The organism is Advenella kashmirensis W13003 (assembly GCF_000506985.1).
In the GTDB taxonomy this organism is placed as follows: Bacteria; Pseudomonadota; Gammaproteobacteria; order Burkholderiales; family Burkholderiaceae_B; genus Advenella; species Advenella kashmirensis_A.
Map to the genome: position 1 here is coordinate 389,087 of NZ_KI650982.1, position 21,055 is coordinate 410,141.

The following is a 21,055-nucleotide window of genomic DNA, read 5'->3' on the forward strand; positions in this document are numbered from 1 at the left end:
TTGCATGTGTCATTTTGCATGACCCATACAGACTACCCGATATTCTAATTCATAAACCATTCTTTCATGCGGGAAATAATATCTTTTAGCGTTCCATTTTGTTGCTTAATCTTACCGCCCCGCAAACGCTGTACACGCGCCTCGGTAAGCAAGCCCATCACGGTTGAAAAACGAGGGTTTCTGACCATGTCGGCCAGGCTGCCGCGATAATCGGGAACAGCCACGCGTACCGGCTTCAGAAACACGTCTTCGGCCAGTTCCACAATGCCCGGCATCAATGCCGTACCGCCCGTGAGCACAACGCCTGAAGCGATCAGATCTTCATATCCCGATTCGCGCACAATCTGCTGGATCAGCATGAACAGCTCTTCGATACGCGGCTCGATGACCGCACCCAGTGTCTGGCGCTTGACCCGGCGCACATCGCGATCACCCAGGCCCGGCACTTCGATCAGCTCATCGGGATTGGCCAGCACCTGCTTGGCAATCCCGTAACGCAATTTGATTTCTTCAGCATCGGGTGTCGGCGTGCGCAGCATCGTGGCGATGTCGCCCGTGACCTGGTCGCCACCGATAGGCACAACCATGGTGTGACGGATGGCGCCACCGGCGAAAATGGCAATATCGGTCGTACCTGCACCGATATCGAGCAGAACGACACCGAGTTCCTTTTCATCATTGGTCAGGCAGACCATCGAAGAGGCCAGCGGCTGCAGAATCAGGTCCTGAACTTCAAGACCGCAGCGGCGCACGCATTTTACAATGTTCTGCGCCGCACTCACGGCACCCGTGACAATATGCACGCGCACCTCAAGGCGAATGCCGCTCATGCCCACCGGCTGGCGAATGTCTTCCTGCGAATCCACAATAAACTGCTGGGTCAGCACATGCAAAACCTGATGATCGGTCGGAATATTGACTGCCTTGGCTGTTTCAATCACGCGGGCCACGTCGGCCTCGGACACTTCCTTGTCCTTGACCGCCACCATGCCACTGGAATTAAAGCTGCTGATATGGTTGCCGGCAATGCCTGTATAGACTTCGCGGATTTTGCAGTCGGCCATGAGTTCTGCTTCTTCCAGCGCGCGCTGGATCGAATTGACCGTGGATTCAATATTGACCACGACCCCTTTTCGCATGCCCTTGGATTCATGTTGTCCAAGTCCGATTACTTCAAAGCGCCCTTCTTCAGGCAAAGCTTCAGCCACTACTGCAACCACCTTGCTGGTGCCGATGTCTAAAGCAACGATGAGGTCCTTTAGGTCACGAGTCATTTTTTCTCTTTACTATCCGATTGTGTTGTCGCTGCCGGCTCGAAGGTGATGGCAAAACCTTTGGTATAACGCAAGTCAACCTGGGCAATGTGCCGGCCGGCAACTTTTTCCTTTAAAACAGGCCACGCCTGAACAAAACGTTCAATCGTAGAGGCAAATGATACCGCACCCTGCCCCCCGTGCGGATTCAACGCATCGGCCCCGGGGTCCCTGCCCAGTACCAGTTTGGTATTATCGTTCAATTCTACACGCCATGCATAGCGATCACTAAGTGTAATCTCATCTACACCCAAATTTAGGGGGGCCAGCCACCGCACCAGCTCGGCATAACGCTGTACCACAAGGGTTTCCGAACCGGTGGGTCCATTGAACTGTGGTAAATCCGCATCCTCGGGTAGCTCGGCCTGGTTCGCCGTAAACACTTCTCCCCAGGTATTGATCATCTGCCGCTCGTTCCAGTAGGCAAACGGTTCCTGCTCTTCGATTTTGATCAGCAGGCCGTCTGGCCAGACCCGTGTGATGTCGGCATGACGAACCCAGGGCGATTGCTCAAACAGTTTCTTTGACTCGGGCAGATTGATTGTAAAAAAATTACCCTGCAATTTGCCGGCAATGGTCTGCTGGATACTGGCCGGTGACACGTACTCCAGCCGGTTGCCCTTCATGGGTTCAATGACGATACGGGTCAGGTTGAACATGGGTCGATGGATCAGCCAGTATCCACCGGCGCCCAGCAACACCACGACCGCCAGCAGCATCAGCAGGTTGGCGACAAAGTTGGTTATGCGGGCGCTGGGCGTAATCATTTACAGTTGCGTCTCCGTCTTGGGCTGATCATGCCGGATCTTGCAGCTGGCCTGGGCCAGGATCTGCACGCATAAATCGGCGTAGCTCATCCCTTCGGCCTTGGCGCCGATCGGCACCAGTGAATGGGGCGTCATGCCCGGAGAGGTGTTGACCTCCAGCAGAAAATAGCGATGATCGCGATCCAGCATCACGTCTACGCGCCCCCAGCCCTCGCAGCCGACCGCGACAAAGGCCTGTTCGCAGGTCTGCCGGATCTGCGCCGCCAGCGCCTCGGGCAAACTGGCCGGACAATGGTATTGTGTGTCGTTGGACACGTATTTGTGTTCAAAATCGTAATTACCCTCGGGCGCGACGATTTCGATGACAGGAAACGCCCGAGCCTGGTTTCCCTGGCCCAGGATCGCCACGGTCAGTTCGCGACCTTCGATAAATTTTTCGGCAAGCAGTTCACTGTCAAACGCATGAACCTCTTCGAATGCGCTGGACAGGCCGTCAGGGCCGGTTACTTTGCTCAGGCCCAGCGTTGAACCTTCATGCGGGGCTTTCAAAATAAAGGGATAGCCCAGCGTCCGGCTGGCCGCGTCCATGTCTTCGCGCGTTTGCACCTGGCAATAAGGTGCCGTGGGAATGCCCTGTGCGCTCCAGATGCGCTTGGTCATGATTTTGTCCATGGCCAAACTGGACGCCATCACACCGCTGCCGGTATAGGGGATGCGCAGCAGTTCGAGCGCCCCCTGCAGACTGCCGTCTTCGCCATAGCGGCCATGCAGGGCAATAAATACGCGATCAAAGCCCGCAGCAGCCAGTTCGGCCAGCGAACGCTCGCCGGTATCAAACAGGTGGGCATCAATACCCTTGCTGATCAGCGCATCGTACACCCCCTTGCCCGAGACCAGCGACACGGGCCGCTCTGCGGACTGGCCGCCATAGAGCACGCCTACCTTGCCAAAATCAGTGTTCATTGCGCTCTCCCAATTGCCCCGGCACTTTGTTGATAGAGCCGGCGCCCATAACAACGACAACATCCCCGTCGCGAACAAAATCCGTAATCGCCTGTGGCAGATCCGTGACTTCCTCAACGAATACCGGTTCCACCTTGCCAGCCACGCGCAGTGCCCGCGCCAGTGCCCGGCCATCGGCCGCCACAATAGGCTGCTCGCCGGCGGAATAAACTTCAGTGAGCAGCACGGCATCTGCCCGGCTCAACACCTGAACAAAGTCTTCAAAGCAGTCGCGGGTGCGCGTATAGCGGTGCGGCTGAAAAGCCAGTACAAGCCGGCGGTCAGGCCAGGCGCCACGCGCCGCTTCAACCGTGGCGGCCATTTCAATGGGGTGATGAGCATAATCGTCAATCACGGTATAGGTGCCGCCACCGTGTTCCGACGGCACGTTAAAGTCGCCGATGTGGGAAAAACGACGCCCCACTCCATTGAAGCCGGCCAGCGCACTGACGATGTCGGCGTCGGCCAGTTCGAGTTCGGTCGCCACCGCGATCGCCCCCAGAGAGTTCAGCACATTGTGGCGCCCGGGCAAATTCAGGACAATATCCAGGTCAGGCAGTCGCCGCGCGGGCGTGATGCGCCGCTCAACCGTAAAGGCCATGCGGGTTTCCTGAGCCTGCACGTTGACCGCGCGGAACATGGCCTCTTCGCCAAACCCATAGGTCACCAGGGGACGAGAGATAAACGGAATGATATTGCGCACATTGCTGTCGTCTACGCAGACAATCGCACTGCCATAAAAAGGCATGCGCTGTGTAAACTCCACAAAAGCACTTTTGAGGCGGGTCATGTCGTGACCATACGTATCCATATGGTCAGCATCGATATTGGTGATGATAGACATGACCGGCAACAGATTCAGGAACGACGCGTCCGATTCGTCGGCCTCGACCACAATGTATTCACCCTGCCCCAGACGGGCATTGGCACCGGCCGAGTTCAGGCGTCCGCCGATCACAAACGTGGGATCCAGCCCTGCAGCGGCCAGCACACTGGCCACCAGGCTGGTGGTCGTGGTCTTGCCATGGGTACCGGCAATGGCAATGCCGCGTTTCAGACGCATCAGCTCGGCCAGCATAATGGCGCGCGGCACCACGGGAATACGCTTGGCCCGGGCGGTCAGCACCTCGGGATTGCTGTTGGCGACGGCAGTCGAGGTCACAATGGCGTCGGCCTCCCCGACATTGGCTGCATGATGGCCAACGAAAATTTCAGCCCCCAGTTCTGCGAGTCTGCGGGTAACCGCCGACTCCTGCAAATCCGAGCCGCTTACCTTGTATCCAAGATTCACCAGAACCTCGGCGATCCCGCTCATGCCCGAGCCGCCGATACCGACGAAGTGAATATGTCTAATCCGATGTTTCATGTTTTCCCTGCGCTCGCGCGCTCGCAAATATCTGCAATGGCCTGCGCGGCCTGCGTTCTGGCGCAGGCCCGGGCAGCCACTGCGGTCTGCATCAATTCGTCACGAGTACGGCTCTGTATCCAGTCGGCCAGCCAGGTGGCGGTCAAATCGCGCTGCGGCTGTGTCCACGCCGCATTACGGTTGGTCAGCCAGGCAGCGTTGGCCGTCTGATGATCATCAATCGCATGCGGCAGCGGTATAAACAACGCCGCCACGCCCACGGCCGCCACTTCGGCGACCGTCATGGCGCCCGCACGGCAAATAACCAGATCGGCAGACGTCATGGCCGACGCCATATCTTCAATAAAAGGCAGACACTCCGCTGCCACGCCTGCTTTCTCGTAGGCATCCTGAAGGCTGGCGATATGTTGCTCGCCAGCCTGATGCTTAATATGCGGACGCTGCTGCGGGGCGATCAGCGCCATTGCCTCCGGCATTACGGTGTTAAGCGCCTGGGCGCCCAGACTGCCACCTACGACCAAAATACGCAAGACGCCGTCCCGGGCAGCATAGCGCGCAGCCGGATCGCCGGTTGCGACCAGTTCATGACGAACCGGATTTCCCACCATCGAGCCACCCGGCAAGACATCTGGAAAACCCGTCAATACAAAAGTTGCCATTTTAGCAAGCCATTTGTTGGCTGTACCGGCCACTGCATTCTGTTCATGAATAACCAGCGGAATTCTTTGCAGCGCCGCCATCATGCCGCCCGGCACGGCAACATAGCCGCCCATTCCCAGCACCACGGCAGGTCGGCTCTGTTTAAGTGCCCGGCGCGCCTGCAGGCAGGCCCGTGCCATCAGAAACGGCAACTTGAGCAGCGCCAACGCACCTTTTCCCCGCAAACCTGCAAAATGCAAGGGCAACAATTTGATACCCGCTGCAGGCACCAGCCTGCCTTCCATTTTTTCGGGGTTTCCCATCCAGATGACCTGCCAGCCGCGCTCGCGCATTTGTGCCGCAACGGCTAGCCCTGGCATAATATGCCCGCCGGTCCCGCCGGCCATGACCAGCAGTATGCGGTCAGAGGAATTGACGCTCTTCATCGATATTCTCGCAACGGCCTTCGATCAGGTCGCTCGCCGCGCATCATCAGTCGGCTCTCATAGTCGACCCGCATCAGAATCGCGATCGCCACCAGATTCATCACAATAGACGATCCGCCATAACTGACCAGCGGCAATGTCAGCCCCTTGGTCGGCAGCAATCCCAGACATACGCCCAGGTTGACCAGGGCTTGCACACCCATCCAGATCGATACGCCCTGGGCCACCAGACCACTGAACTCACGATCCATGGCAATCGCCTGACGGCCGATTTCAAATCCGCGGTGCACGATCACCAGAAACAGCACCACAACCGCAATGATGCCGACAAAACCCAGCTCTTCTCCCACCACGGCCATAATAAAGTCGGTGTGAGCCTCAGGCAGATAATGCAGCTTTTCAACGCTGGAACCCAGGCCCACGCCGAACCATTCACCACGCCCGATGGCAATCAGGGAATGAGCCAGCTGATAACCGCTTGATTGCACCGTATCCGGATCAAACGGATCCAGATAGGCGAAAATACGCTTGACCCGCCAGGGCGCCATCAGAATCAGCAAGGCGAAACTACCCAGCAAAACGACCACCAGAATCAGAAACAGAACCGCACTGATACCACCCAGAAACAGAATACCGACAGCAATCGAGACGCTGACCATGAACGCCCCCAGATCCGGCTCGAGCAGCAGCAGAATGCCCACCACGCCCAGCGCCACCATCATGGGCACAAAGCCGCGCCAGAAATCATGCATATACTTCTGCTTGCGCACGGTGTAATCCGCGGCAAATAACAGAATAGCCAGCTTCATCAGCTCCGAGGGTTGAAAATTCAGCGGTCCCAACGGTATCCACCGATAGGCGCCATTCACTTCATTGCCGATATGCGGAATCAGCACCAGCACAAGCAGAAACAACGAGACACAAAAGACCGGCAGGGTAAATTTTTCCCATAGCTGCATGGGCACGGAAATCGTGATGGCAAAACCGACCAGGCCAACGGCAATGAAAATCGCATGGCGCACGAAAAAATAATAGCGGGTGGAATTGGAATACTTGGGTCCGTCCACCAGGGCGATCGACGCGGAAAACACCATCAACAGCCCGAACATCAGCAGGGTCATGACAGCAGCGGTCAACAACAAATCATAGTTACGCATTCTCGTGCGGCCTGGTTTGACCGCATTGACGCTTGCTCTCAGATCGCCCAGCAGACTCATGCCACCTCTCCCTTATCCAGCGCGAGCGCCCGCACCGCTTCAGTAAAGACTTCACCGCGGTGCGCGTAACTTCTGAACATGTCGAAACTGGAGCACGCGGGCGACATCAGTACCGCATCGCCCTCCTGCGCCAACGCCAGCGCCTGCGCAACGGCCGCTTCCATGCCGGGTGCGCGATGGCAGGCCACCCCGGTTTCGGCCAGCGCCTGTTCGATTATCTCGGTCGCCTCGCCGATCAGCACGACCGCGCGGACACACCGGCGCACCGGTGCCGCCAGAGGCGAAAAATCCTGTCCCTTGCCTACGCCACCGGCAATCAGAACAATTGTGCGTCCCATACCATCAAGCGCGGCTGCCGTCGCGCCCACATTCGTGCCTTTACTGTCGTTGAAAAAATCGACACCGGCAATACTGCGCTCAAACTGTGTCCGATACTGGCCTGCAGCGAAGTCGCGCAGGGTATTGAGCATCGGCCCCCAGCCTACCCCCAACTCCCGGCACAGCAACATGGCTGCCTGGGCGTTGAGCATATTGTGCCGGCCGCGGATCTGCATGGCATCGCCCGGCATCAGGCGCTTGATCAACCCGCGTTTGCGTTTCGGCTTTTCAGCATTTTTCTTGCGCCGGGCACCCGGCGCCTCGGGCAATTCAAAATCGTCTTTTTCACTGGCGGTAATCCACAGCACGCCGTGCGCGCTTTCCATACCGACGTCACCCACCAGCGCAGGCTCATCTGAACCGAAACTGCGCACATCGATATCCTGAATATCGTCGATCATGCCGACAACGACTGCGTCATCGCGATTGACGATCGCAATGCGGCTGGCCTCAAGCAGACGCGCTTTGGCAGTGATGTATTCCTGCATATCGCGGTGCCAGTCCAGATGGTCCTGGGTCAGATTCAGTACAGTGGCCGCATCTGGCGTCAACGTATGGGTCGTCTGCATCTGGAAGCTGGACAACTCCAGCACCCAGACCTGTGGCAACGCCCCCTCGTCGAGCGCCCGCATGAGCGCAGTCAGCGCCGAAGGACTGATATTGCCTGCGGCAATGGCAGTTTTGCCTGCTGTTTGAAGCATGGCCTGTGCCAGCGAGGTCACCGTGGTTTTTCCATTGGTACCCGTAATCGCCACTACCTGGGGCCGATAGGCCTGCGCTGTCGCCAGTTCTGTCAGGGCGCGCGCAAACAACTCAATTTCACCCACCACGGCAATCTGGCGGTCTTGCGCTGTTTTCAGGAACGCAGCCAGCGCAGGCTCCGAAGGGACAAGGCCAGGGCTCAGGACAATCAGTTCCACACCCTCAAGCGCAGCATCGCTCAGTGCCTGTTCGCCCAGAAACTGGGTAATATCGCCCTGACCCTGCGCCAGCAGCGCAGCCAGACCGGGCGGGTTGGCTCGCGTATCGGCAATGTGCAGGGCCGCGTTCTGTCGCAGGCACCACAATGCAGAGGCCAGGCCGGTTTCACCCAGGCCCAGAATCAATACTCGAGAGGGGAAAACGGCTGCGCCGTCTGTCATGGCATTCATCGCAATTTAAGGGTCGCCAGTCCGAGCAGGACCAGCATCATGGTAATAATCCAGAATCGCACGACAACCTGGGTTTCTTTCCAGCCGCCGACTTCAAAATGGTGGTGCAGCGGCGCCATACGCAATATTCGTCTGCCGGTGCCGGTTTTTTTCTTGGTGTACTTGAACCAGAAAACCTGGATCATGACCGACAACGTTTCGGCAACAAAGACGCCGCCCATAATAAACAGCACAATTTCCTGGCGCACGATCACGGCAATCGTGCCCAGCATGCCGCCTAGGGCCAGTGCGCCTACGTCGCCCATGAATACCTGGGCCGGATAAGCGTTGAACCACAAGAAAGCCAGACCCGCGCCCCCAAGCGCCGCGCACAGCACAAGCACTTCGGACGCCCCCGGAATATAGGGAAACAGCAGATATTTGGAATAATCGACCCGCCCGACCACATAGGCAAAAATGCCCAGTGCGCTTCCAACCATGACGGTAGGCATAATGGCCAGGCCATCCAGCCCGTCGGTCAGATTCACCGCATTACTGGCCCCGACAATCACCATCCAGGTCAGAATCGCAAAGCCAAATACACCCAGCGGGTAGCTGACGCTTTTAAAGAACGGCACGATCAGGTCGGCGCGGGACGGCAGCGGCATCGTAAAACCACTGCTGATCCATGCCCACATCAGCCGGAAAATATCCGCATTGGCGGGTGCAGATACCGCAAATGTCAGGTAGACAGAAGCAATCAGGCCGATAATGGCCTGCCACATGAATTTCTCGCGTGAACTCATCCCTTCAGGGTTACGGTGCACAACCTTGCGATAGTCGTCAACCCAGCCGATTGCTCCGAAACCGAATGTGACGAGCAGCACCACCCAAACGAAACGGTTGGTCAGATCCGCCCACAATAGCGTAGAAACGCCAATGGCGATCAGGATCAGTGCCCCGCCCATCGTCGGTGTGCCGTTTTTGACCAGATGGGTTTCGGGACCGTAACTGCGCACCGCCTGCCCGATTTTCAGTTCGGTCAGTTTGCGAATGACTTTGGGGCCGGCCAGCAAGCCGATAAACAATGCCGTCGCGCAGGCGAGCATCGCCCGCAAGGTAATATACTCAAAGACACTGAGTACGGAAAAGGTGGGTGAGAGCCAGCGGGTCAGTTCATACAGCATGACCAGCCTCTTTTTGTTCCGACCAGGACAGCAAGTCCTGTACTACCCGTTCCATCCGCATCGATCTTGAGCCCTTTACCAATATGCTAGCGGGCTGTCTTGCAACGACCCTGTTTGCGATTTCATGTATATCTGTCATATGTTCAGCCGCCGCCCCGCAGGCGCGCGCAGTCAACGCACTGGCATTGCCGTACGTAAACACATACGTAATACCCTTGCTGCGGGCGTATTGCCCGACTTCTTCATGCATTTGCGGCCCGTTTTCGCCGACTTCGGCCATATCGCCCAGCACCAGAACGGTGGGGGCAGGCAGCGCAGCCAGTACATCGATGGCCGCAATCACGGAGTCCGGATTCGCATTATACGAGTCATCGACCAGTGTGAGGCCGCCAGACAGGGTATGGCTGCGCATTCGTCCCTTGACCGGGGCGAACGCCTGCAAACCGGCGCGAATGTCGGCCAGTGAAATACCCGCCGCGTGCGCGCAGGCTGCGGCAGCCAGACTGTTTCTGACATTATGCTGACCTGCGATGGCAAGTCGGATGTCAATCTCGCCCACCGGCGATTTCATTACAAACGAAATTCCCTGGGAATCCTGTACCACAGACTCTGCATAAAAATCGGCGCTATCGTTCTGCCCGAATGTCAGGACACGCCGTCCACCCGCCAGGTCGCGCCACAAATCGGCATAAGGCTCGTCTGCCGGAAACACGGCCGTACCTGCGGTCGACAAAGACCGAAACACCTGACCGTTTTCAATGGCAACGGCCTCGACGGTGTGCATGAATTCCTGGTGCTCCCGCTGGGCATTGGTGACCACGGCAATATCCGGCTCGACCAGCACAGCCAGTTGCTCAATTTCACCTGGATGATTCATGCCCAATTCAAGCACCGCCAATTGGTGATCGCACGTCAGCCGCAGCAGGCTGCGCGGCACGCCCCACTGATTATTCAGATTGCCTTCCGTGGCAAACCGGTGCGCTGCGCCCACCGCCGCCGCCAGAATAGACGAAATCATTTCCTTGGTCGTCGTTTTCCCATTGCTGCCGGCAACGGCGATCAGCGGAAACGAAAACTGTCGGCGCCAGGCGTGGCCCATACTCATCAGAGCCTGCGTTGTGTCGGCAACCAGAATCTGCGGCAGACTGACAGCCGGATCACGGCTGCTTACCAGCGCTGCAGCGGCGCCGGCCTGTTGTGCGTCGGCGATAAAGTCGTGCGCATCATGCTGTTCGCCACGAATGGCAATGAACAGGCCGTTTTCAGGAATCTGTCTGGAGTCGGTTGAAATGGCAGGCTGGCCACGCAGGAGCAAGCCCAGTCGAGACCATTCGATATCATCGAACGGTTGTCGCACATGATTGATTTCCTGATACGTCTCGTGTCCTTTACCGGCAATCAACACCACGTCGGCAGGCGAGGCTTTCAGGATCACTTCAATGATCGCGCAGCCTCGGTCGGGCTCGGCACGTGCATCATCGGGCATACCCTTCAGGATATCGTTCAAAATATCACCCGGCACCTCGGTGCGCGGATTATCGCTCGTGACCAGCACCTGGTCGGCCAGACGGGCCGCGAGCTGCCCCATAAGCGGGCGTTTGGTCTTATCCCGATCGCCGCCGCAGCCAAATACGCAGGCCAGGTGTCCACCGCGTGCCGTCGCGACAGGCCGTAACGCTTGCAGCGCACGCTCCAGCGAATCAGGCGTATGTGAGTAATCGACCACCACCAGCGGCAGCTTGCTGCCGGGATCGGCGCCGATCGCAGTCACCGTTTGCAGTCGCCCGGGTACGGGTTTTAATAAAGAAATCAGTCCGGCGCTCTGCTGCAGATGAATGCCCAGCGCATCCAGCACCGCCACAACCAGCAAAATATTGGAGATGGAGTGCTCGCCCAGCAAACGGGTCGTCAATTGTGCATCACCGCCGGGAGTGCGCAAGGTAAACACCAGGCCATAATCGTGAAACTCATGCTCCACGGCGGTATAGGCCGCCAGGGGCGACGCTCTGAGCGAATACCCCGCCCGGGCCTGGGCGCTGGAATGCTCAAAAATGCGCTGTCCCGCCTCGTCATCCAGATTGACGATCGCATGACTGAGCCCCGGCCAGGCAAACAGGGCAGCCTTGGCCGCCTCGTACCGCGCCATGGTCTGATGATAATCCAGGTGATCCAGTGTCAAATTGGTAAACGCGGCGACCTTCACCCGCAAGCCGTTCATACGGCCCTGCTCAATACCGATGGATGAGGCCTCCATCGCCACGTACTGTACACCGGCATCGCGCATTTGCGCGATCTGTCTGTGCAAAGTGAGTACATCCGGCGTGGTCAGATAACCGCCCAAGTTGGTGCCATCCGGCAGAACCGTTCCCAGCGTGCCGATCGTTGCGCAGGCCTTGCCCACCGCGTTCAGTGCTTCCGCTATCCAGGTTACACACGATGTTTTGCCATTGGTGCCGGTGACGGCAATGACCGACACCGCCTCGGAAGGATGCCCATACCAGGCATCGGCGATCTGGCCAAGCTGCATGCGCAAATTGACCACGGGCAGTACCGGTACATCATAGCCGCTATCATCAAATGCCTGGCTTTCGGCATCGCTCGCGACCTCGGCAAGAACCGCTGCCGCGCCGTTTTTGACGGCATCGGCAATATAGGCCAGGCCATTGACAACGCTGCCTGTACAAGCAACAAAGACATCCCCTTTCTGGATGTCTCTGGAGTCTAGCTTCAAATCGGCTTTATCCGTGACATGGCCAAGCAGCCACTCTGATATGGTTCCAGTCATCCCTGACTCCTCTTGGGTACGGTATTTCGCGCCTCAAGAGGAGCCGGTTCGATCGGCGCGTCCGGCGGGACGGCCAGATACTTCAGCGTATCTTCAATGATGGAAGCCGCAACCGGCCCGGAAATCACACTGCCGTAGTAGCCGCCCTTGCGGGGCTGATCCAGTGTGACCGCAACGATAATACGAGGTTTGGAAATGGGTGCCATGGCCACGAACGAGCCGCGATAATCCTTGCGGCTGTAATGTCCGTTGATGATTTTACGGGCCGTACCACTTTTGCCGCCGATACGGTAGCCCATGACCTTGCCCTGTATTTTGGTCCCCTCCGAGCCGGCAGCATCTTCAAGCATTTCGCGAACGGCACGGGCGGTTTCAGGTTTATAAATCTGGATGCTGGTCGGATTGGCGCGATTCTTGACCAGGGACAGCGAAATCATATCTCCATTTCGGGCCAGGGACGTGTAAGCATGGGCCATTTGCAGCAGTGAGACAGACAGACCATAACCATAAGCCATCGTCGCACGTTCAATCGGACGCCAGCGTTCCCACGGACGTACCCGACCGGATGCCGCTCCGGGAAAGCCCATATTCGGGGCCTGTCCGAAGCCCAGGGCATTGAACACAGTCCACATCTGCTCGGAGCGCAGACGCTCTGAAATCATGGTCATGCCAATATTGCTTGAGCGGCGGATAATACCTGCGACATCCAGCACGCCATTGCGCGTACTGACATCCGTAATGGTCGCCCCCTGATAGCGGTAAGTACCATGTCCGGTATTGAATTTGGTTTTAGTAGTGACCGCGCCAGCATCCAGCGCCAGTGCAGCCACCAGCGGCTTGATAATAGAACCCGGTTCGAACGTATCGGTAATGGCGCGGTTGCGCAAGGCAGCGCCGCGACGCTCCTGCGGATTATTCGGATCATAAGTCGGCAGACTGACCATGGACAGGATTTCGCCATTTTGCGCATCCACGACAACAGCCGCGCCCGACGAAGCTTCGTGGTCGGTGATCGCCTTTTGCAAGGCTTTGGACACAAGAAACTGCACGCGGCTGTCGATGGTCAGTTCCAGATTCTGTCCATCACGCGCGGGTTCCACTTCCTGCGTATCACCAATGATGCGGCCAAGACGATCGCGCAGCACTTTGCGCAGGCCGGGCTGACCGGACAACTGCTTGTTGAACTCCATCTCCACGCCCTCAATACCGCGATCCTCGATATTGGTAAAGCCCACGATGTGCGCCATCAGTGAGCCCTGTGGATAGGAACGACGGGTTTCGGACAGCAGTCCGATGCCCGGGATTTTCATTTTCTGGATCTCGGTGGCCGCCTCCATCGCAAGCTGACGGCGCAAATACACGAAGGTTTTGTCCGAACTGCTCAGGCGCGTATTCAAATCCTTCAGCGGCATATCGATCAGTTGCGCCAACCGGGCCAGTTGCTCCGGTGTCGCGCTGCGCGTTTCCTCGGGCGAAGCCCAGACGGCCCTTGCAGGGATGCTGGTTGCCAGGAACTCGCCATTGCGATCCAGCACACGGCCACGATTGGCCGGCAGCACCAGCGTACGTTCGTAACGCTTGCCGCCTTCGGCCTGCAGAAAGTCGTTATTCATGGTCTGCAGATACAGCGATTTGGCAATGACCGTAGTAAATCCCAGACTGATCACGACAAACAGCAGACGTGCCCGCCATTTGGGAATCTGCACATGCAGCACGGGACTGCTGCTATAGTAATGATGACGGGGTGCGCGCTTACCCGGCTGGTAGCCGCCCCTGGTCGAATTTTTTTTTGACTTGAGAAAACCCAGATTCAGTTTCATTGCGCTCCCCTTGGCGCCGGACTGGCAACAGATTGATCAGGAACAGCCGCAGAGCGGGCTGCACGGGCGTTCATTTCTGACTCTTTGATAAAAACGGTCTGATTAATCTGTGGGGTCTGCATACTGAGCTTGTCGGACATCACCCGGTCAATATTTGCACTGGTTGTCAGTTGCGCACGCTCAAGCAGCAAATGACGCCAGTCCACTTCCAGTTCGCGCTCCGCCGCCTGGGCACGACCAATGTCGATATAAAGCAGGCGCTGCTGGTAGCGACTGGACACCAGTGAAATCGCGCTATACATGAAAAAGCCGATCAGAAATATCAGTGCGAGGCGGGCCATGATCCTCTCCGTTTCTGTGCATCCATCCCCGGCAGTGCCGAGCGGATGGCGTTTTCATGTGTGGGACTCCAGGCGGCATGGGTACGCTCTGCAACCCGCAGAACGGCAGAACGTGATCGCGGATTGTCGCGAACCTCATCATCCTGCGCCAGCACTCTGCCCAGGGGCTTGAGTATGGGTTCGGGCATTTCACTCTCGCGCAAGGGCATGCGCGCAAGCTCTGCCGGCAGCGTAGACGCCGCAGCGAAGCATTGCTTGACCATGCGGTCTTCGAGAGAATGAAAACTGATCACCGCCATTCTTCCTTGTGGAGCCAGTACCTTCAGAATTGACGCGAGGGTGTCCGCCAGTTCCTTGAGTTCTTCATTGATGTGAATCCGTATAGCCTGAAAGGTACGTGTGGCCGGATGTTGGCCTTTTTCCCGCGTACGGACGACGTTTGCGACGAGCTCGGCAAGTTCGAGCGTTGTGCACAAAGGGCTGGATTGGCGGCGAGCATCAATCGCCTTTGCAATCTGGAAAGCAAACCGTTCTTCGCCATAATATTTAATGACCTCCTTCATGTTGTCCACACTGGCCTGGGCCAGCCACTGCGCGGCCGTCTGACCGCGACTTGTATCCATCCTCATATCCAGTGGTCCATCGCGCATAAACGAGAAACCCCTGGCTGCATCGTCAATCTGTGGCGACGACACACCTAAATCCATCATGACGCCATCAACCTGCATCACTCCCCGCTCGGCCAGTGCCGGCACCATGGTGGCAAAACCATCATGAATCACCGTCACCCTGTCGTCTTCACGGCTCAGTTGCGTTGCCGCTTCGATCGCCCGCGGGTCCTTATCAAATACAAACAGCCGGGCACTTTTGCTCAGGGCGGACAGCAGCAGGCGACTGTGCCCACCCCGACCAAAAGTTCCATCTACGAACACCCCGTCGCGCAAAACCGGCGGCGCCCACTGCCTGACTGCGGCAGATTTGGCGTGAAAGTCGGCAAGCACCAGCGCATTGACGGTTTCCTCATATAAAACCGGTTTATGTTCGTATCCCACTTCTGCCATCACAGTGAAAAATGCTCAAGACTGTCCGGCAGGCCCTTGGCCAGATCCTGCGCCTGTTGCTGTGCAAAGATCGTGGCATCCCATAAATCAAAGTGCTTACCCATGCCGACCAGAACCACCTCTTTGGCAATGTTGGTCGCCAGGCGCAGTTCCGGTGCAATCAGAATGCGACCCGAACCGTCAATATCCACGTCCTGGGCATTACCCAGCAACATGCGTTGTACGTGGCGAGCGGACATGGGAAACGCCATAATCGCTTCGCGTTTCTCTTCCCAGACCGGCCGCGGGTAGATAAGCAGGCCGCCATCAAAATTGCGGGTAATGGTCAGGGCGCCGCCTGCGGCTTCGGCCAGGGCGTCACGATACCGGGTAGGAATTGTCATCCTTCCCTTGGCATCCAGCGTGAGCGCACTGTTTCCCTGAAATATCACTTTTATCCCACAATTTTGCACAAAATCCTACTTTTTCCCACTTTAAGTGAATGTGCGCAAATGGTCAAGTGCTATTTCGTGACTTTTATCAATCACAACAAAGACTTAGCCAACTTCGCGCATCGCGCGAAATTTTTTCGTATAAAAATCAGGGGGTTAAAATTAATTACAGAAATACGTCAGGAACAGCCGCTAATTTCGGAATAATTATTAGCATTTATAGATAGTTGTAACTATTATGCAGATTAACGTTCGCCCAGATGCGTCGGAGACACTCCTTTAACCCCTCTCGTGTCGAAAAAAGGGCTGACCTCCCTTGTGAAGTGCGCAACATTTAGCCGTGCAAAACATTCGAAACGGTGAGCAACCGAAAAGGCAGATCCGGGCATCAGCAGAATCCCCTCTTTTTCCAGATATTGAAGATATGGAGATAAATCGGGGAAGTCGGGGTGACTTATCCACAGAAACATTCCGCCATCAGGTTCAATTTCAAACTCCCAGCCGTATTTTTTCAGTGACTTCTGCGTGAGTTTCTGGCGTACCATTAACTGACGTTGAATTGTTTGTATGTGCCTGGAATATGCACCATCTACCAATATAGCGTTAACAAATCGCTCGCAGAAGCCCGGAACCGCAACGGATGTGAGCAGCTTCAAGCGAAGTAGCTGCTCTATTAATCGAGCCGAGCATGCCATATAACCAATACGCAACGATGCAGAAAGCGACTTGGAGAAACTGTTAATGTAAATGACATGCTCCATGTCATCCAATTGTGCAAAAGTCTGTCGAGGTCCAGCGAAAAAATCGCCATAGACATCGTCCTCCACGATAATGAAATCATGCTCGACGGCGCGTTTTAAAACCTTGAAAGCGACCTGGGGTGTGAGGCAGGCACCGGTAGGATTGTGGTAATTGGTATTGCAGTAAAATGCCTTGATCTTGTGAGACTGTAAAAGCCTGTCCAGCACAGCAACATCTGGGCCATCGGATACGCGAGGCACTCCAATCGGCACGCCCCCATACAAATGAATGAGCTTAATCAGATTCGCGTTACACGGCTCATCCACAAGCACACGATCTCCTGGCTTAATCAACAAGTGCGACGCAAGGTCTAATGCCTGTGTAGCGCCCAACGTCGTCAGTATCTGATTAGGAGATATGTCAATCTGGGTGGATTTATATAAATGGACGGATAATTGATTCCTGAGCGGAAGATAGCCCTGAATATCGCCGTACTCAAACAGTGCACTTTGGCCAGATCTTGCTACTTTACGAATCGCTCGGGCAAACACATCAGTGTCTCGCCACGGAATCGGCAACCAGCCACAACCGAGCTTAAATTGCTCTGGCGGAGCTTGCAACAGCTTGAGCAGAGGCTCATCGTTACCGGCCATCGAAGTACTCAACGAAAGTGGCTTGTCCCGGAAACCGATCCAATTGGACACAAAATAACCTCGGCCCTGTTGGGCTTCAATTAACCCTTCGCTTACCAGCCGCGCATAAGCACAAACAACGGCATGATGACTCACTCCCCTATCAAGCGCCATTTTTCGGACAGATGGCAAGCGCTGTCCTTTTGTCCATTCTCCACTGAGCACACGCTGTTTGAGCAGTTCAGACAAGTCCACTCGAAAAACCTTCTACTGTTTGACCAAATTACCTAACAGTTCGCAGAATACCATACCCACTGTGCGAGACAACGACTAAGCAATCCGACAAAATGCGATTAAAAACAAAGTATCCCGTTATAAGCAAAAATCGGATTTGGAAGGAGATGGGTTGTACTGTGTCAAATACCAAAATAAAGGCTTGCGATTTGCATGGCTATGTTGAGATTTCCATTTTGGAAGCTTTACAAAAATGCGCCAGTCGTAAAGATTATTCAAAACTCATAAGTAAGAACGCCATTGAAAGCATCGTTCCGAAAGTCACTGACGATCTTCTGTCGTTCACAGAAAAGGATCCTGCAGCACAGTCTGATCCGATCCTCATTCTCGATACATATACGTCATTTTCTGCCGTGCTCCATTACCGTATTTCGCATTGGGTACATCAGGCCAAAGAAACCAATCACCGCATATATTTGGATGATGCATTACCTGCGATGATTTTCAAAAGAGGTAAAAAGATGTCAGGGGCAGAAATTCACTTCCGGAGCAAAATCGGAGAGCGCTTCATTCTCGACCACGGATTCGGAACAGTAATAGGCGAAACCTCTATTGTCGGCGACGACTGTTATTTCTTGGGCGGCGTCACTCTGGGGGCAAGAGGCATTAGTACCAACCCCAGTTGTGCCAGACATCCGATTATTGGGAACCGGGTACAAATTGGCGCATTTACAGCAGTGCTCGGACGGATTCGGATTGGTGATGATGTTTTTATAGGGCCCAACTGCATTGTCACAGAAGATATTCTGGATGGAGCCAAAGTAACAGCCAAACCTTTCATCCAGATTGCTTTACCTCAAACAATGGGGGAAAACAAATCAGGCAAAACAAGGAACGCTTGATTTGTACTTTTGAAAAACCACGAGACAGAAATCATTAATAGTGAAACATTGACATGAATTCCCGCTTACCTTTCAAGACCTACCTCTATTTTTTGGCACAATCTGTCAATCTGACAACCGCCGTCATGTCAGTGAGCATGGCAGCATTAGTCGGAGCCTCGTTAGCGCCCGAACCATCATTATCGACTGTACCGTACGGGTTTCAATTTCTGTTGGTGATGTTAATCACCTACCCCGCGTCCAAACTGATGTCGAAAATCGGTCGTAAAAAATCCTTTCTTCTTGCGACAGTGCCGTTGGCAGCATCGGGAATCGTCGGATTTTTAGCCGTTCAAGAGCGCGCCTTCTCCCTTCTTGTAATTTCGCACTCGTTGCTGGGGACTTACATTGCATTCGCAAATTTCAATCGCTTTGCTGCAACCGACAATATTTCAGTTGATTTGAAACCCAGAGCGATTTCCTTAGTGGTAGCGGGCGGCGTGATTGCTGCGGTCATTGGTCCCATGCTGACGACTTATTTTAAGGATTTTGGTTCATTACAGGCATTCTCTGCATGCTACGCAGTTTTTACGGGTCTAGCCGTTGTTTCGCTGATACTTAATTTATTGGTGAAAGAACCGATAGATAGCTTAACCCATTTACACGAACCCAATCATTCTCAGTTTCGTTCATCGGTCGTTCGAGCCACTCTTGAGAATAAAACAGTATTACTGGCAATAGCCGTTGCGGCCATCGGGTACGGCATTATGAATCTGCTCATGATTCAGTCATCGATGCATATGTCAACAAATATGTGTCTGCATTTTTCGGATGTCAGCCATGCCATTCAATGGCATGTATTGGCAATGTTTGCGCCATCCTTCTTCACAGGCATATTGATTCAGACCCTTGGGTTAAGAGTGGTAATTTTTGCCGGCATTTTCCTATTAATATTTACCAGTCTCATCAACATCCTCGCAGGTTCAGATTATGACGCGCTGATGGCCTCTCTGATCGCGTTGGGTTTAGGTTGGAATTTCACCTATGTCGGAGGAAGCGCGTTACTCACTCGAGAACTTGAAAACTTACCAGGTTCGGTAAGAGTGCAAGGTATCAATGATCTGGGCATTTCAATCATGGCCACTCTCGGTGCGTTTGCGCCTGCGTTTTTACTGAGCTGGTTAGGCTGGAACGGCACAAACATTCTAGCCATCGGGATTTGTCTAACTTTGCTGGTCTTCTCAGGGCTCATACTCAAACGCAACCCGACTGCTCAGCGATAAGGGAAGACAAACATGACTCGGCTTATTCGATGTGTCGATCAAATTTTTGTCAAGGCTGAGCTGGACAATCCAGGGTGTAGCCATAAATTTCGAGCGGCTCAATATATTATTGAACACGCGATAAAGGCCGGCAAGATTATCGCGGGAAAGACAACAATCATCGAAAAAACAGGCGGAAATTTCGGGTTTGGTCTTTTGGCAGCTTCCAGCACGTACGGTGTGGATGTTGACCTTGCGGTTGGTCTTTCATTCAGTAAGCGTAAAAGCGATCTACTGGAATTTTTGGGCGCTCGCTTAATTGGCAAAGAAATGCTTGCTTCAGGGATGACTCCCAAAGACGTTGTTCAGCACCACCTTGATCATCAGCAATTACTTGGAAAAGATTATTTTTACACCGATCAATTCCAGAATCAGATGGGTGTCGAAGCTCATCGTCGATTAACCGGAGCAGAATTGGCGTCCCAACTGCACCAGGAGGGTATCAATGACGCGGTAATATTTGTCGGCTGTGCCGGTACCGGCGCGAGTTTTACCGGTATTTCTCTCGCATTACGTGAAGCAGGTTTTGATGTTACGGCCATGCTCGTCGAACCTGCCGGTTGCGATATGCGTACGGGACAGTTCTCAGAACACAGGATAGAAGGAGCTTCCGTCGGGGTTCCGGCACCATTTCTTGACTGGAATTTAGTAAAGGACGTCTATGTTATTTACCCGAACGAAGTCCTGACAACACAACGCTGGTTCTATTTTCAAACAGGGTTATTGGTTGGCAACAGCAGCGCAGCAACGATCGCCATCGCGCGGAAAATCAAATCTGATAACCGATACAAGAACACGCCTGTCGTAACCATCGCTTACGACTCAGGCCTTTGGTATGACGATTTTATGGCTGTAACTCTTGCATCGAGTCAGAAAACGGATCACTGCGATTCACAGTTTGTTGCCAAACTACACCAAAACGTGGGTTAAAGATCCACGATTTTTAAAAAGAAGACAGGAAAGGTCTGTAAGCCGGATTCTGTAAACCGGTTTCCCGGTCGGCAATCATTCCTCTGGCAACCTTATTACTAAGGCACTCAAGCCATCTACCCGCATGCTTGGACGAGCCGCCCTTCGTGACGAATCACACGCATGCCTATTTGATGTTGCTCCGGATAGAGGTTACCGCGTTTCACCCTGACGCGCTGTTTCCCTTTCGGGAGACGCCATACGGAAGTGGCCGTATCAGTGCGGTTAAGCCCGCGCGCCAGTCTCGTCTCTGTGGCCCTGTTCCTCGACGACGTAAGTCGCCGGACGGCTGTTAGCCGCTATCCTGCCCTGCGGAGTCCGGACATTCCTCGATACCGATGTACCGCGATTGCCCAACCTTCCCTGCGGCCAGTATTGTAACCGTGATAATGC

At 54.9% G+C, this 21,055-nt stretch carries 17 protein-coding genes and 1 other RNA gene; 3 read left to right on the forward strand and 15 right to left on the reverse strand.

The genetic code is table 11. The features are described 5' to 3' along the window. Positions 1-44 precede the first annotated feature (44 nt). The 14 genes from ftsA to W822_RS43865 form a co-directional block, all read right to left on the reverse strand. A complete protein-coding gene (ftsA, locus tag W822_RS43805; RefSeq protein ID WP_024007161.1) occupies positions 45-1,274 on the reverse strand; it encodes a cell division protein FtsA in 1,230 nt (409 codons plus the stop codon). Continuing rightward, the gene (locus tag W822_RS43810; protein ID WP_024007162.1) at positions 1,271-2,080 is read right to left on the reverse strand and encodes a cell division protein FtsQ/DivIB; all 810 of its coding nucleotides are present in this window, start codon (positions 2,078-2,080) and stop codon (positions 1,271-1,273) included. Before W822_RS43810 ends, ftsA begins: the two co-directional genes overlap by 4 nt. Then, a complete protein-coding gene (locus tag W822_RS43815) occupies positions 2,081-3,043 on the reverse strand; it encodes a D-alanine--D-alanine ligase (RefSeq protein WP_024007163.1) in 963 nt (320 codons plus the stop codon). Next, positions 3,033-4,448, reverse strand: a complete 1,416-nt coding sequence (murC, locus tag W822_RS43820) for a UDP-N-acetylmuramate--L-alanine ligase (RefSeq protein WP_024007164.1) — start codon at positions 4,446-4,448, stop codon at positions 3,033-3,035. Before murC ends, W822_RS43815 begins: the two co-directional genes overlap by 11 nt. Further along, the gene (gene murG, locus W822_RS43825) at positions 4,445-5,533 is read right to left on the reverse strand and encodes an undecaprenyldiphospho-muramoylpentapeptide beta-N-acetylglucosaminyltransferase (RefSeq protein WP_031243631.1); all 1,089 of its coding nucleotides are present in this window, start codon (positions 5,531-5,533) and stop codon (positions 4,445-4,447) included. Before murG ends, murC begins: the two co-directional genes overlap by 4 nt. Continuing rightward, on the reverse strand, positions 5,530-6,750 hold the full coding sequence (ftsW, locus tag W822_RS43830; RefSeq protein ID WP_024007166.1) for a putative lipid II flippase FtsW: 1,221 nt from the start codon (positions 6,748-6,750) through the stop codon (positions 5,530-5,532). The genes murG and ftsW overlap by 4 nt, the downstream gene beginning before the upstream one ends. After that, entirely contained in the window at positions 6,747-8,279 is a 1,533-nt protein-coding gene (gene murD, locus W822_RS43835; protein ID WP_024007167.1) for a UDP-N-acetylmuramoyl-L-alanine--D-glutamate ligase, read from the reverse strand. Before murD ends, ftsW begins: the two co-directional genes overlap by 4 nt. Then, a complete protein-coding gene (gene mraY / locus W822_RS43840; RefSeq protein ID WP_024007168.1) occupies positions 8,276-9,445 on the reverse strand; it encodes a phospho-N-acetylmuramoyl-pentapeptide-transferase in 1,170 nt (389 codons plus the stop codon). The genes murD and mraY overlap by 4 nt, the downstream gene beginning before the upstream one ends. Continuing rightward, positions 9,435-12,230, reverse strand: a complete 2,796-nt coding sequence (murF, locus tag W822_RS43845; RefSeq protein ID WP_024007169.1) for a bifunctional UDP-N-acetylmuramoyl-L-alanyl-D-glutamate--2,6-diaminopimelate ligase MurE/UDP-N-acetylmuramoyl-tripeptide--D-alanyl-D-alanine ligase MurF — start codon at positions 12,228-12,230, stop codon at positions 9,435-9,437. The genes mraY and murF overlap by 11 nt, the downstream gene beginning before the upstream one ends. Then, a complete protein-coding gene (locus W822_RS43850) occupies positions 12,227-14,050 on the reverse strand; it encodes a peptidoglycan D,D-transpeptidase FtsI family protein (RefSeq protein ID WP_024007170.1) in 1,824 nt (607 codons plus the stop codon). Before W822_RS43850 ends, murF begins: the two co-directional genes overlap by 4 nt. Continuing rightward, the gene (gene ftsL, locus W822_RS0124120) at positions 14,047-14,391 is read right to left on the reverse strand and encodes a cell division protein FtsL (RefSeq protein ID WP_024007171.1); all 345 of its coding nucleotides are present in this window, start codon (positions 14,389-14,391) and stop codon (positions 14,047-14,049) included. The genes W822_RS43850 and ftsL overlap by 4 nt, the downstream gene beginning before the upstream one ends. Beyond that, positions 14,373-15,452 (reverse strand): 16S rRNA (cytosine(1402)-N(4))-methyltransferase RsmH, encoded by a 1,080-nt coding sequence (gene rsmH / locus W822_RS43855; protein WP_051401852.1) that lies wholly within the window; start codon positions 15,450-15,452, stop codon positions 14,373-14,375. The genes ftsL and rsmH overlap by 19 nt, the downstream gene beginning before the upstream one ends. After that, positions 15,452-15,880: a division/cell wall cluster transcriptional repressor MraZ gene (gene mraZ, locus W822_RS43860; protein ID WP_024007173.1), complete on the reverse strand. Its 429-nt coding sequence runs from the start codon at positions 15,878-15,880 to the stop codon at positions 15,452-15,454. The genes rsmH and mraZ overlap by 1 nt, the downstream gene beginning before the upstream one ends. A 248-nt stretch (positions 15,881-16,128) precedes the next feature. Continuing rightward, positions 16,129-17,511 (reverse strand): aminotransferase-like domain-containing protein, encoded by a 1,383-nt coding sequence (locus W822_RS43865; RefSeq protein ID WP_024007174.1) that lies wholly within the window; start codon positions 17,509-17,511, stop codon positions 16,129-16,131. 158 nt (positions 17,512-17,669) lie between these two features. On the opposite strand from W822_RS43865, the gene W822_RS43870 reads away from it, so the two are divergent. Genes W822_RS43870 through W822_RS43880 form a run of 3 tightly spaced genes read left to right on the forward strand, consistent with a single transcriptional unit; the run spans position 17,670 to position 20,623 of the window. Further along, positions 17,670-18,392, forward strand: a complete 723-nt coding sequence (locus tag W822_RS43870; protein ID WP_024007175.1) for a serine O-acetyltransferase — start codon at positions 17,670-17,672, stop codon at positions 18,390-18,392. Between the two features lie 53 nt (positions 18,393-18,445). After that, positions 18,446-19,654, forward strand: a complete 1,209-nt coding sequence (locus W822_RS43875; protein WP_024007176.1) for an MFS transporter — start codon at positions 18,446-18,448, stop codon at positions 19,652-19,654. A 12-nt stretch (positions 19,655-19,666) separates the two neighbouring features. Further along, complete coding sequence (locus tag W822_RS43880) at positions 19,667-20,623, forward strand: pyridoxal-phosphate dependent enzyme (RefSeq protein ID WP_024007177.1); 957 nt, start codon at positions 19,667-19,669, stop codon at positions 20,621-20,623. A 22-nt stretch (positions 20,624-20,645) separates the two neighbouring features. On the opposite strand, the gene rnpB is transcribed toward W822_RS43880, so the two are convergent. Beyond that, an RNA gene (gene rnpB / locus W822_RS46010) (RNase P RNA component class A) lies at positions 20,646-21,027 on the reverse strand. Positions 21,028-21,055 lie beyond the last annotated feature (28 nt).